Annotated in this window: 14 protein-coding genes; 10 read left to right on the top strand and 4 right to left on the bottom strand. The window is 45.4% G+C overall.

Annotated elements, in window-relative coordinates:
• The first annotated feature begins 282 nt into the window (after positions 1–282).
• The 4 genes from DWX84_RS01685 (at position 283) to DWX84_RS01670 (ending at position 3,595) form a co-directional block, all read left to right on the top strand.
• Complete coding sequence (locus DWX84_RS01685; protein ID WP_008778607.1) at positions 283–1,458, top strand: MalY/PatB family protein; 1,176 nt, start codon at positions 283–285, stop codon at positions 1,456–1,458.
• A gap of 48 nt (positions 1,459–1,506) precedes the next feature.
• Positions 1,507–2,082 carry a peptidylprolyl isomerase gene (locus DWX84_RS01680; RefSeq protein WP_005854436.1) on the top strand — a complete coding sequence of 192 codons (576 nt, stop codon included), beginning with the start codon at positions 1,507–1,509 and terminating at the stop codon, positions 2,080–2,082.
• A gap of 103 nt (positions 2,083–2,185) precedes the next feature.
• Positions 2,186–3,262, top strand: a complete 1,077-nt coding sequence (gene aroC / locus DWX84_RS01675) for a chorismate synthase (protein ID WP_005864373.1) — start codon at positions 2,186–2,188, stop codon at positions 3,260–3,262.
• A gap of 12 nt (positions 3,263–3,274) precedes the next feature.
• A complete protein-coding gene (locus tag DWX84_RS01670; RefSeq protein ID WP_005854432.1) occupies positions 3,275–3,595 on the top strand; it encodes a multidrug efflux SMR transporter in 321 nt (106 codons plus the stop codon).
• Between the two features lie 106 nt (positions 3,596–3,701).
• Here DWX84_RS01670 and rlmH read toward each other — a convergent pair whose 3' ends face one another.
• Positions 3,702–4,175 (bottom strand): 23S rRNA (pseudouridine(1915)-N(3))-methyltransferase RlmH, encoded by a 474-nt coding sequence (gene rlmH, locus DWX84_RS01665; RefSeq protein ID WP_005854430.1) that lies wholly within the window; start codon positions 4,173–4,175, stop codon positions 3,702–3,704.
• 88 nt (positions 4,176–4,263) lie between these two features.
• Between rlmH and DWX84_RS01660 the strand changes: the two genes are divergently transcribed.
• From DWX84_RS01660 to aldA, 3 genes are all read left to right on the top strand, one after another.
• Positions 4,264–4,635 carry a DUF4783 domain-containing protein gene (locus tag DWX84_RS01660; protein WP_005864370.1) on the top strand — a complete coding sequence of 124 codons (372 nt, stop codon included), beginning with the start codon at positions 4,264–4,266 and terminating at the stop codon, positions 4,633–4,635.
• A gap of 3 nt (positions 4,636–4,638) precedes the next feature.
• The gene (gene nadC / locus DWX84_RS01655) at positions 4,639–5,478 is read left to right on the top strand and encodes a carboxylating nicotinate-nucleotide diphosphorylase (protein WP_005854425.1); all 840 of its coding nucleotides are present in this window, start codon (positions 4,639–4,641) and stop codon (positions 5,476–5,478) included.
• A gap of 190 nt (positions 5,479–5,668) precedes the next feature.
• A complete protein-coding gene (gene aldA, locus DWX84_RS01650; RefSeq protein ID WP_048927570.1) occupies positions 5,669–7,105 on the top strand; it encodes an aldehyde dehydrogenase in 1,437 nt (478 codons plus the stop codon).
• Between the two features lie 45 nt (positions 7,106–7,150).
• On the opposite strand, the gene DWX84_RS01645 is transcribed toward aldA, so the two are convergent.
• Positions 7,151–8,911 (bottom strand): DNA polymerase III subunit gamma/tau, encoded by a 1,761-nt coding sequence (locus DWX84_RS01645; protein WP_048927569.1) that lies wholly within the window; start codon positions 8,909–8,911, stop codon positions 7,151–7,153.
• A gap of 69 nt (positions 8,912–8,980) precedes the next feature.
• Here DWX84_RS01645 and DWX84_RS01640 point away from each other — a divergent pair, with 69 nt between their 5' ends.
• Entirely contained in the window at positions 8,981–9,286 is a 306-nt protein-coding gene (locus tag DWX84_RS01640) for a septum formation initiator family protein (RefSeq protein WP_005854418.1), read from the top strand.
• Complete coding sequence (locus DWX84_RS01635; protein ID WP_048927568.1) at positions 9,287–9,610, top strand: hypothetical protein; 324 nt, start codon at positions 9,287–9,289, stop codon at positions 9,608–9,610.
• 174 nt (positions 9,611–9,784) lie between these two features.
• Here DWX84_RS01635 and DWX84_RS01630 read toward each other — a convergent pair whose 3' ends face one another.
• The gene (locus tag DWX84_RS01630; protein ID WP_005854413.1) at positions 9,785–10,390 is read right to left on the bottom strand and encodes an OmpH family outer membrane protein; all 606 of its coding nucleotides are present in this window, start codon (positions 10,388–10,390) and stop codon (positions 9,785–9,787) included.
• Between the two features lie 25 nt (positions 10,391–10,415).
• Positions 10,416–10,634 (bottom strand): hypothetical protein, encoded by a 219-nt coding sequence (locus DWX84_RS01625; protein ID WP_005854411.1) that lies wholly within the window; start codon positions 10,632–10,634, stop codon positions 10,416–10,418.
• Positions 10,635–10,781: 147 nt separating this feature from the next.
• Here DWX84_RS01625 and DWX84_RS01620 point away from each other — a divergent pair, with 147 nt between their 5' ends.
• On the top strand, positions 10,782–12,239 hold the full coding sequence (locus tag DWX84_RS01620) for an aminoacyl-histidine dipeptidase (protein ID WP_048927567.1): 1,458 nt from the start codon (positions 10,782–10,784) through the stop codon (positions 12,237–12,239).
• Positions 12,240–12,291: the final 52 nt, after the last annotated feature.

The raw sequence follows: 12,291 nt of genomic DNA, 5'->3' as shown, positions 1-12,291 counted from the left end.
GCATTCAAACATCATTCTGATTTACACAACCATCAAATGCTTGCGCTTTTTCCGTGCGACCAAGCCCCCGCCCCATAATTCATCACCCACAGAGAGCAATAATAACACTTTGACATTTTGCCAGTTCACGGTTTGATAAGCCATTTAAGTAAACGATTCATTAAATATATCGCCGATTTCCTAATATACAGCATTTCATACTTTGATTTGGATAAACAATAAATATAATAATTTGTATCTTTGACCCCAATAGCAATTAAGAAACTGATCGTTAATAAAAATATGAAACACTACAACTTCGACGAAGTTATCGAACGGCATGGGACGAGTTGCGTGAAATTCGACCGTTTGAAAGAGATGTTCGGTGACGAGAATCTGATACCACTATGGGTGGCGGATATGGATTTCCGCACACCGGACTTTATTGTAGAGGCCCTGAAGAAACGTTGTGAGCACGAGATATTCGGCTATACATTCGGCTCCGACGAGTATTACGAGAGTATCATCAATTGGGTACACTACAAACATAACTGGAAAATACAACGGGAATGGATCAGCTATATCCCGGGAATCGTAAAGGGAATCGCTTTCGCTATCCAATGCTTTACGCAAAAAGGAGATAAGGTCATCATCCAGCCCCCTGTTTATCATCCGTTCCGCATCGTTCCGGAGAAAATGAAGCGTGAGGTCGTTTATAATCCGCTAAAGATGGTAGACGGCATCTATGAGATGGATTTCGATCATCTTGAATCTATTATAGATGATAAATGCAAGGTATTGATCCTCTGCAACCCTCACAATCCGGGCGGGATCGTCTGGAAAAAGGAAACCTTGGTCCGATTGGCCGAGATTTGCACCAAGCACAATATTTTGGTTATCTCCGATGAGATTCATGCGGAAATGGCCTATCCTCAGTATACGCATTATCCATTTGCCTCCGTATCGGATACTGCCGCTTCTTGCAGCGTAACTTTCATGGCACCGAGCAAGACGTTCAATATCGCCGGTATCGTGACTTCCTACGCAATCGTACCCAATGATCGCATCCGGGAAGAATTTTACTCTTTCCTTGAGGCCGGAGAGTTTGGCGATGGCACGATCTTCGCTTATACGGCGACAACCGCCGCTTACACCTATGGCGCCGAATGGTTGCAACAAATGCGAATGTATATCATGGAGAATGTACGTTTCGTGGAAGAGTTCATGAAACTACATCTCCCCAAGATAAAAGTTTACCAGCCCCAAGCCTCCTTCCTCGTTTGGTTGGATTGCAGGGAACTGGAATTAAGTCAAGATGAACTCGTACACCTGTTCAAAGACAAAGCCGGACTAGCGCTGAACGACGGAAGTATCTTCGGTCCCGGGGGAGAAGGCCATATGCGTTTGAACATTGGTTGCCCCCGCTCTGTTTTAGATAAAGCGATGAACGCTCTTAAAAAGGCGGTGGATAAGAAATAAAATCGTATCTTTGCGAGCATTTCTATACATATTTAAAATACAAGACAAATGAAAATTACAGCAAACAAATACGTTGCGGTTACATACGACCTGAACGTTGGCGAAGGTGAAGAACGTGAGTTAATGGAAAAAGCGACGGTCGAGGCTCCTTTGAAATTCATCTACGGAACAGGCATGATGCTTCCGGCATTCGAGAAAGCCTTGAACGGGCTGGAAGTAGGTGGCACGTTCAACTTCTCCATCGAGCCAGCCGAGGCTTATGGCGAATATAACGAGGAGCACGTATTGGATCTTCCGAAGAATATCTTCGAGGTGGACGGTAAATTCGACGCCGAGATGATCAAGGAAGGTAATACCGTACCGATGATGGATTCTAATGGCAACCGTATGAACGGCTCTGTATTGGAAGTGAAGGATGATATCGTGGTAATGGACTTCAACCATCCGTTGGCTGGCGAGACTTTGCATTTCAGCGGCGAGGTAATCGACGTACACGAACCGACAGCGGAAGAGATCGCAGCCTTCTCCGCTCCCGCAGGTGGATGTAGTTGCGGTTGCGACGATTGCGGTAGCGATTGTGGCGATAACCACGAGGGTGGTTGTGGTTGTGGTGGATGCCACTAAATAATGGGAAATTGAGAATTGAAAATTGAAAATTAGGAGAAGTGCCTAATCATCGGCTTTTGATTCTCAATTTTCAGTTTTCAATTTTCAATTAGACAAAACGGTGAATACTTTTGGTAATATTTATAGATTAACATCGTTCGGCGAATCGCACGGCCCCGGTATCGGCGGCGTGATCGACGGATGCCCAGCCGGGATCGAATTAGATACGGCATTCATCCAGCAAGAGCTGAACCGTCGTAAACCGGGACAATCCCGTATCACGACCCCCCGTAAAGAGGATGATGAGGTACAATTTCTTTCCGGCATCTACGAGGGAAAGACAACCGGTACGCCGATAGGTTTCATCATCTGGAACAAAAACCAACATTCCTCGGACTATGACAATATGAAAACGGTTTACCGTCCTTCCCATGCTGATTATACCTATCAAACGAAATATGGAATCCGTGATCCCCGTGGAGGTGGACGTTCGTCCGCCCGGGAAACGATCGCTCGTTGCGTGGCTGGGGCCATCGCTAAACTCGCCCTTAAGCAATACGGCATACAGATCCAAGCTTATACCTCGCAGGTCGGCCCGATCCAATTAGCGGGTAGTTACCAAGATTATGATTTAAGCTTGACGGAGGAGAGCGACGTACGTTGCCCGGACCCGAAGACCGCCTCAGAGATGGAAACCTTGATCGCCGAGGTCAAATCAAAAGGAGATACGATCGGCGGTATTATTACCTGTGTGGCGAAAGGGGTTCCCGTCGGATTGGGAGAGCCTGTGTTCGGCAAGTTACATGCCGCGTTGGGACATGCGATGCTTACGATCAACGCCGTGAAGGGCTTCGAGTATGGAGACGGATTCAACGCCGCCTTCTTCCGCGGATCGGAAAGGAACGATCGCTTTTTCAATGATAACGGGCATATCAATACTCGTACCAATAATTCCGGCGGTATCCAAGGAGGGATCTCCAACGGACAAGATATTTATTTCCGGGTAGCCTTTAAATCGGTCGCTACGATCTTGATGGAACAAGAAACGGTTAACATGGAGGGAGAGGATACGATATTAAAGGCACGCGGACGTCATGATCCATGCGTATTGCCTCGTGCGGTACCTATCGTCGAGTCTATGACCGCCATGACTTTATTGGATTATTTATTGATCCAGAAGACACGGGAAAACTTTTAAGACTAATTCTATATGGCTTGGATTCTGTTAATTATAGCCGGATTATTCGAGATCGGCTGGCCGCTGGGCTTTAAATTAGCAAGTATGCATTCCAAATATTTTATTTGGTTTATAGGTTTATCGATCTTATCCATGGGCTTAAGCGGTTATTTCTTATATCTCGCCCAGAAAAGCATCCCGATCGGTACGGCTTATGTAATCTGGACCGGGATCGGGGCTATAGGGACTGTTCTTCTTGGAATCTTGTTTTTCCATGATTCCGCGAATATATTCAGATTATTGTTCTTATCCTTGATATTGATAGGGATCGTCGGCCTGAAATTAGTCCATTAATCCGGGAGAAAAACACCAGTATTCGCATAGCCTCACGGCAGTATCGGTGTGAACTTACGCCAGTATAGGCGTAGGGCTATGCGGATACCGGCGTTAAACGATGCGGTTATTCATGATGGTAAGGCTCGTTATTCAAGATCGTCATCGCCCGGTAAATCTGCTCGATAAAGATCAATCGGATCATCTGGTGGGAAAAAGTCATCTTGCTCAACGAGATCTTTTCCGATGCCGCCTTATACACGGCCTCACTAAAACCGTAAGGACCGCCCACCACAAATACCAAGCGTTTCGGGACCGTATGCATTTTCTTTTCCAGATAAGTAGAAAATTGCATGGAGGTGAACTCCTTCCCTTTCTCGTCCAGCAACACCAAATAATCGCCGGGCTGCAAAGCCTTTAAAATCAATTCGCCCTCTTTCTCCTTTTGCTGCGCCTCTGAGAGGTTCTTCACGTTCTTTATATCCGGTATGACTTCCATTTCAAAGGGTATATAATGCGTCAAGCGATTTTTATACTCATTGATAGCCTCCACAAAATAACCGGCATCCGTCTTACCAATCACAATCAGTCCAATCTTCATCTACTTACATTTACAGGTTTAGAAAGGCTAAGTTACAAGAAAAATACATACCTTTGCCACTAATTACTCAATAAAATAAAGAAAGCTTATGAAACGACTCTTACTTACATTCGCCTTGATATTCGCATTCGCATGTGCGCAGGCGGCGGATATTACCAGTATATCAAATGCTTTCAAGGCAGGAAATGCCTCCTCTCTATCCGGTGCTATGGATAAGGTGGTGGATGTAGCCTTGCCCGGTTCCTCTAAGAAATGTAACGGAAGTGAGGCCGTCTCTATGTTGTCCTCATTTTTCAGTTCGAATAAGCCTTCCGGATTCTCGGTCGTACATCATGCGGATAAAAAGGAAAGCGGTTTCCTTGTCGGAAAGCTTCCGACGTCTTCCGGTGAGTACCGTGTAAACATCACGTACCGTGCCGAAGGGAATACAGCGATTATACAATCAATCAGAATAGAATAAAAGATGGACAAACTTATTGACGACTTAATCAAATTAGCGTTTGCCGAGGATATTGGCGATGGTGATCATACCACCTTATGTTGCATCCCCGAGACAGCGATGGGGAAAAGCCAGCTGATCATCAAGGAAGATGGCGTATTGGCCGGCGTGGAAATGGCTAAACGTATCTTCCACGACTTCGATCCGGAACTAAAAATGACGGTCTTTATACAAGACGGAGCCGAAGTGAAAAAAGGGGATATAGCGTTCGTGGTGGAAGGTAAGATCCAATCCTTATTGCAGACCGAGCGGTTGATGCTGAACGTTATGCAACGCATGAGCGGTATCGCTACTACGACCCGTAAATACGCCAAGGCGTTGGAAGGCACCAAGACACACGTTTTGGATACTCGCAAGACAACTCCCGGTATGCGTATGATCGAGAAAGAGGCCGTACGTATCGGTGGCGGCATGAACCATCGCATCGGTTTGTTCGATATGATCTTATTGAAAGATAATCATGTGGATTTCGCCGGAGGCATCGAGCAGGCGATCACACGTGCGCAAAACTATCTGAAAGAGAAAGGAAAGAGCCTAAAGATCGAGATCGAGGTTCGTAACTTCGACGAGTTGGAACAAGCCATGAAAGTAGGCGGTATCGATCGTATCATGTTGGATAATTTCAATATCGAGAATACAAAAGAAGCGGTTCGCCGCATCAACGGACGTTTCGAGGTAGAGTCTTCCGGCGGTATCACGTTCGACACATTACGTGATTACGCGGAATGTGGCGTAGACTTCATCTCCGTAGGGGCTTTGACTCACTCCGTGAAGAGCTTGGACATGAGCTTCAAAGCCTGCTAAAACGAAAAACGATCATTCTATAAAAAAACAGCCTTGAGAAGATCAACTTCTTGAGGCTGTTTTTCCTATATCTACCCTATTATCTTGATTCACTATCATTTCTGATAGAACTATTATCATTTTTAAAACATTGCCATTCCTTCCTTTCCCGTACTTTTAAGAACAAATTATTCAACCTAAAAATAGTATCATGAAAGAATTGAAAATGTTTATAGATGGCAGATTCATTGAGAATGAGTCTGGGAAATGGATCAAGGTATTGAATCCTTCTACCGAAGAGGTTATTTCACTGATGCCCGACGGGACGGTTGAAGATGCCAGAAAAGCAATCGATGCCGCAGAGAAAGCGCAGAATCAATGGGAAAGAACGCCCTCCATAGAAAGGGCGGCTTATCTGACAAAGATAGCGGCAGGCATCCGTAAGAGAGAGAAGGAACTGACCGACATCATCGTCCGTGAAGGAGGCAAAACCCAAGGACTCGCCAATGTTGAAGTTCTTTTTACCGCGGATTATATGGATTACATGGCAGGCTGGGCCCGTCGGTACGAAGGGGAAATCATTCCCAGTGACCGCCCTCATGAAAGCATTTTCTTATTTAAGAGACCGATTGGAGTAACGACAGGTATCCTACCTTGGAATTTCCCATTCTTTCTAGTCGCTCGTAAAGCCGCTCCGGCCTTGATCACCGGAAATACGATCGTGATAAAACCTAGCCAGCTTACGCCAGAGAACGCATACGTATTCGCACAGATCGTGGAGGAGGCAGGTTTGCCTGCCGGCGTTTTCAATCTGGTAAATGGACGGGGTAGCGTGATTGGGCATGAACTTGCGGCGAATCCGAAAGTAGGTATGGTTAGTTTGACAGGAAGCGTGGGAGCCGGACAACAAACCATGGCAGCTGCCGCTCCTAATATCACGAAAGTTTCTCTGGAGTTAGGAGGTAAAGCCCCGGCTATCGTGATGAAGGACGCAGATATCGATCTTGCTGTTAAGTCTATTATTGCCTCTCGTGTGATCAATACCGGACAGGTATGTAATTGTGCCGAACGGGTTTATGTAGACAAAGCGATAAAAGAGACCTTCATGGAAAAACTAGTCGCCGGCATGAAGCTGGTAAAAGTAGGAAATCCCAATGAGGTCGCGGATCTGGATATGGGACCGCTTATTGAAGCCAGCGCATTGGAGTCTATGGAGAAAAAAGTAGAGAGAGCGATCCAACAAGGTGCTAGGCTACTGTGTGGTGGCCATAGGATCGGTACAAAAGGATATTTCTTCGAACCGACCGTTTTGGATTGTGTTACACAGAAAATGGATATCATACAAGAAGAGACTTTTGGCCCCATACTGCCGGTTGTCGAATATTCAGATATCAACGACGCTATCGCATGGGCGAATGATTGCGAATATGGATTGACATCTTCCGTATATACACAAAACTTGGATAATGCATTCAAGGTAATGCGCTCCTTAAAATTCGGGGAGACTTATATTAACCGTGAGAATTTTGAGGCTATGCAAGGCTTCCATGCGGGATGGCGTAAATCCGGAATCGGTGGTGCGGACGGAAAACATGGACTTGAGGAGTATTTGCAAACTCAAGTGGTTTATCTTGAGACAAAGGAATAAAAAATAAGACTAAAGATCCCTTCTTGGGATCTTTAGCATATCTACTTAATCTAACGTCAAATTAAATTCATCCCTCAAACGACCCAAGGTAGGATTTATCTTCATCAGCAACTCTAGCTTCTCCGTGGATGTATAAGCCAAATGCTTCTCATTTCCCTCTACGATCCGGACACGCATCTGGATACGGCTATTAGTAAGATGCTGGCGGAGAAATGGCAGGATATGGATCGCATTATTGATCAATTCCTCTTGCTGCCCCGGGTTATGTACAGCTACCTCAAAATAGTAATTCTCTTGCAAGGTAGGCTTGCAATTGATCATCGTATTCTTAAGATACACTTTCTTGTCAATCGTTGCGGCGTAATTATCCCATTCACGAACCAAGGAATCATTGTCAAAGGGAGTTACTACCTCCTTTACGTTCGTTGTCGCTTGTTGAACGGTTTGTTGCTTAGGCTTCTCCACTCCGATCTCCTTCATGGAGATTCCCATCGGACGAACCGTTCTACGAACCGGATTAGGCGCTGTAGACGGAGGTGGCGCAGGAACCGAGCTCGGCATGTGCGTACTCATAACTTGTGGAGCACCGGCCGCTGCCGTAACTGAAGGAGCTTGAGGCGGCTGTTGAGGCTTCCCGCTATTCACCGCTTGAGAAGCTGGATTCGTCCCGGCGATCGGCTCAATCAGCGCTTTTTTTTTATCGTCGGCGGCTACCTGTGTTAATTGACAGAGCTGAATCAACGTCAATTCCAATAAAAGACGCTTATTGCGGCTGGCACGATAATTCAAATCGCACGTATTCGCTAGCTCTATCGCCTTGAACAGAAGTTGATCCGGACAATGTTTCGCCATCTCCTTATATCGTTCACGTATAGAAGCCCCCACCTCGAATAGCACCAAGGTGGACTCATCCCGGCATACCAATAAATCCCGGAAATGCCCGGCCAAACCGGTTATGATATTCTGCCCGTCGAATCCTTTGCCTAATATCTCGTTCAAGATCAATAAAGATGCCCGCACATTGCCAGATAAGATCGCATCCGTCAGACGAAAATAATACTCATAATCCAGCACGTTCAAGTTATCGATAACCGCTTGATACGTGATATTGCCATTCGTAAAACTTACCACTTGGTCAAAGATAGACAAAGCGTCGCGCATACCTCCATCCGCCTTCTGAGCGATCACGTTCAAGGCTTCCGGTTCCGCTGTTACCCCCTCTTGCGAAGAGACATATTGCAAATGCTCCACCATGTCGGCGATGGATATACGGGAGAAATCATAGATCTGACAACGGGAAAGGATCGTGGGAAGCACCTTGTGCTTCTCGGTCGTAGCCAAGATAAAGAGAGCATGATGCGGAGGTTCCTCCAATGTCTTCAAGAATGCGTTGAAAGCGGCGGTTGTCAACATATGGACCTCGTCAATAATGAAGACTTTGTATTTACCGATTGGAGGCGGGATACGCACTTGGTCGATCAAGGTACGAATATCGTCCACCGAGTTATTCGAGGCGGCATCCAGTTCATGAATATTATAAGAACGCTGCTCATTGAAAGCCCGGCACGACTCGCACGCATTACAAGCCTCGCCATCCGCCGTCGGATTCAAGCAATTGATCGTCTTCGCAAAGATACGGGCACACGAGGTCTTTCCTACTCCACGAGGACCGCAAAACAGGTAAGCATGCGCTAATTTGTTACTTTGTATCGCGTTTTTCAGCGTAGTGGTAAGAGACTTCTGCCCTACTACACTCCGAAAAGTGGACGGGCGATATTTTCTTGCCGATACAATATAATTATCCATTCTCTGCTTTTTATTGATAAGACAAAGATAAACAAAATAATTCATTATCTTCGCGAAAACGATGTTCCGATGTCACGCATAAAAGAGTTTTACATAAAGTATCTATCGTGGATCAACGCTTATTGGTTGGTTACCATCGTGTTCCTTATCGTCACCTTTACGGTGGGCGATAGCAGCCTGTATAAACGCTATACGTACGACGAGAAAATACGCGGCTTGGAGAAAGAGATCAAACATTACCAAAAGGAGATCGAAATCAACAGCAAGAAATTAAACGACCTTCATACGGACAAGGAGGGACTGGAACGTTTCGCCCGTGAAGAGTATTTTATGAAAAGGTCGAACGAGGATGTTTTTATTATCAAGGACAAATAAATGAATCAACAAATCAGATCGATTATTTTCGGCGCAGCGGGATTACTCGTATTAGCCGGTGCCGTATTGTTTCTTACTCATTGGGCTGTCGCCCCTTATTTATTCGCTGTCGGTGCGGCGGGTATAGCCGTTTGCTATCTGACCCTTCCGGTTAAGGACTTGGACTTTCGTCGCCGTCGGCTCCACCGTTTCAACGTATTCGCCGGACTTCTAATGATCGTATCTTCCGGCTTTATGTTCAACAACCGTACCGAGTGGATCCTTTGCTTGAGCGTAGCCGCTATCTTACAAGTATATACCGCTTTCGTTACTCCTAAAGAGTAATTGGCCGCAAAACGCAGTCTCGACCGATGAATATATACTGACCAGGCCAACGCAGTATATATTACTTTGCAGATACAGTATATCTTCTATAAAATCCCCGGTAAGTACCGTTAAAAAAGGGTGTATCAAACGTTCCTTTGATACACCCTTTCTTTTATAAATTCTATTAATAGCTTACTTGGCCGGAGAGGAATAATTCTTATTCAAGTATTCCAGCAATTCGCCTGTGATATCATAGGAATCGCCAGCCAAAAGGATATTATCTCCTACCGTATTGCTGAATACCACTTGATAGCCCCTACCCAGATTGAAAGCCTTCAATTGAGAAACAACCGTATCGCGTAATTGCTCGTTCAACTTCTGCTGCTCTTGCATCAACTCTTGAGCCAATTGGTTATCTAAGTTCTGCAACTCTTGTTGCTTATTCAATAAACGTTGTTGCTCTTGCTCCGCCCTCTCACGGGTAAGGAAAGCGTTATTTTCTACCTTACGCTGGAAATCTTGCATCTCGCCTTGTAAACTACGGGCTTTCTGGGTGATGTTAGCACGGGAATTCTCTTGTTTCTTCAAGATGATCTCGTTCAGATCCTTGGAATAATTGTAATTAAGTAACAGGGAATCCACATTTACATAAGCGATCGGAAGTAAGGCCGTTGTGTCTCCCGCTGACGCGAATGTTCTTGTTACGCTTGATTCTTTCTTGCCGGAAAATTGCATAATATACAAGATTACGACAGCCACCGCTAGCACACCGTTAATAACGTAGTTAATGTTCTTCATAAAGTGCAATTTAAATCTTATTTTTTTATTCTTTTATTTCGTTCATGATGTCATAGAGCCCCTTTTGCTTAACCGCCATACGATCCATGGTCTTCGCGCAAAATATACCTTTCTTACCCAACGCCCTGTTTCCTTCGATATGCGTATTCGGGAACCTTCCTCCCTTTTTCAACAGCACTTTTATCGATAGCAACACGACACTGATAACAAGAATTATGACCGTAAATAATAACGTTGTAAGCATTTTCTCTATATTTGTGGACGCAAATATAAGAGTTTAAGTGATTACTAAGTGTCTTTTTGGCATTTTATTCTACTTTTTTTCGAACTAAGCTCTTTCAGTTGCGGTTTTATTAACTTTAGAGTAACATCTATAATACATTGTAACATTATGAAGATTACTGATTTAAAGCCTACTATCGTATGGAAGTTCTTCCATCAAGTAACCCAAGTGCCTCGCCCCTCAAAAAAGGAAGGCAAAATGATTGAATTCCTAGAATCATTCGCGAAAGAGTACAAAATAGCTATCAAGAAAGATGAAGCCGGCAACCTTTTAATGTCAAAGCCTGCCACTCCGGGAATGGAGGATCGTCCGGTAGTCGTATTGCAGTCTCACATGGATATGGTTTGCGAGAAAAATAACGGTACGAAACACGATTTCGACAATGATCCGATCGAGACGATCGTCGACGGCGAATGGCTGCGTGCCAACGGCACTACTTTGGGAGCCGATAATGGTATCGGTGTAGCGGCCGAGTTGGCTTTGCTTGCCTCAGATGATATCCAACACGGTCCGATCGAATGTTTGTTCACGGTAGACGAAGAAACAGGTTTGACCGGAGCGAAAGCCTTGAAAGAAGGTTTCATGACCGGAGATATCTTGTTAAATCTCGATAGCGAGGACGAGGGAGAGATCTTTATGGGTTGCGCCGGAGGTAAAGACACGCAAGCGACTTTCCATTACGAGCCAGTTCCTACGTCCGATAAGATGCAGTATTTCCGTATCGACGTGAAAGGGCTGAATGGCGGTCACTCCGGTGGCGAGATCCACAAAGGATTAGGCAATGCCAACAAGATCTTGGTTCGTTTCTTATTCTTATTGAAAAAGAAATATGATTTCGTTCTTTGCTCTATCGATGGAGGAAACTTACGTAACGCAATCGCTCGCGAGGCACACGCCGTGATCGGCTTGCATCCGGAAAATAAGGAGGATGTACGTATCTTGCTGAACCATTTCGCCGCCGACGTTGAAAATGAGTTGAAACATGTAGACCCGAGCGTTCAGTTAGCGATGGAGTCCACGGATCGTCCGGAGTATCATATCGACAATGCCACCGCCGAGAAATTAATCTACGCCTTGCACGCTTGTCCGCACGGCGTAATCGGTATGAGCCACGATATAGAAGGCTTGGTAGAGACTTCTACCAACCTTGCTTCCGTAAAGATGAAAGAAGGCAATACGATCTTGGTCGGTACCAGCCAACGTAGCTCTATCGAATCATGCAAGATCGCTATCGCCAATACGGTAGCCTCCACGTTCCTATTGGCTGGAGCAGATGTAAAACATGGCGACGGCTATCCGGGATGGGCCCCGAACCCCGACTCTAAGATCTTGAAGATCGCACAGGAGACTTACAAACGCCTATTCAACAAAGACGCCAAGATCATGGCCATCCACGCCGGATTAGAGTGCGGTTTGTTCTTGGAAAAATATCCGAAACTGGATATGATCTCTTTCGGGCCTACTTTGCGTGACGTACATTCACCCAACGAGCGTATCGAGATCGCTACGGTCGGTTTATGGTGGAGCCACCTTCTTGAATTATTAAAGAGCATCCCCGCAAAATAAACCAACGTTTTTTGCGTTATAGGAAGAGGAAAGACACGATAACCGTGTCTAT

The organism is Parabacteroides sp. AF21-43, assembly GCF_003635435.1.
GTDB lineage: Bacteria > Bacteroidota > Bacteroidia > Bacteroidales > Tannerellaceae > Parabacteroides > Parabacteroides distasonis.
Note: the sequence above shows the minus strand (reverse complement) of the source record. Positions and strands in the feature narration are given on the sequence as shown.

Bases quoted from the DNA above. Each gene is read 5' to 3' on its own strand.
- DWX84_RS01640 (WP_005854418.1), top strand. From the start codon at position 8,981: ATGTCACGCATAAAAGAGTTTTACATAAAGTATCTATCGTGGATCAAC.
- DWX84_RS01635 (WP_048927568.1), top strand. From the start codon at position 9,287: ATGAATCAACAAATCAGATCGATTATTTTCGGCGCAGCGGGATTACTC.
- DWX84_RS01680 (WP_005854436.1), top strand. From the start codon at position 1,507: ATGAAAATTACAGCAAACAAATACGTTGCGGTTACATACGACCTGAAC.
- DWX84_RS01685 (WP_008778607.1), top strand. From the start codon at position 283: ATGAAACACTACAACTTCGACGAAGTTATCGAACGGCATGGGACGAGT.
- rlmH (WP_005854430.1), bottom strand. From the start codon at position 4,175: ATGAAGATTGGACTGATTGTGATTGGTAAGACGGATGCCGGTTATTTT.
- DWX84_RS01625 (WP_005854411.1), bottom strand. From the start codon at position 10,634: ATGCTTACAACGTTATTATTTACGGTCATAATTCTTGTTATCAGTGTC.
- DWX84_RS01630 (WP_005854413.1), bottom strand. From the start codon at position 10,390: ATGAAGAACATTAACTACGTTATTAACGGTGTGCTAGCGGTGGCTGTC.
- DWX84_RS01620 (WP_048927567.1), top strand. From the start codon at position 10,782: ATGAAGATTACTGATTTAAAGCCTACTATCGTATGGAAGTTCTTCCAT.
- aldA (WP_048927570.1), top strand. From the start codon at position 5,669: ATGAAAGAATTGAAAATGTTTATAGATGGCAGATTCATTGAGAATGAG.
- DWX84_RS01670 (WP_005854432.1), top strand. From the start codon at position 3,275: ATGGCTTGGATTCTGTTAATTATAGCCGGATTATTCGAGATCGGCTGG.
- DWX84_RS01645 (WP_048927569.1), bottom strand. From the start codon at position 8,911: ATGGATAATTATATTGTATCGGCAAGAAAATATCGCCCGTCCACTTTT.
- DWX84_RS01660 (WP_005864370.1), top strand. From the start codon at position 4,264: ATGAAACGACTCTTACTTACATTCGCCTTGATATTCGCATTCGCATGT.
- nadC (WP_005854425.1), top strand. From the start codon at position 4,639: ATGGACAAACTTATTGACGACTTAATCAAATTAGCGTTTGCCGAGGAT.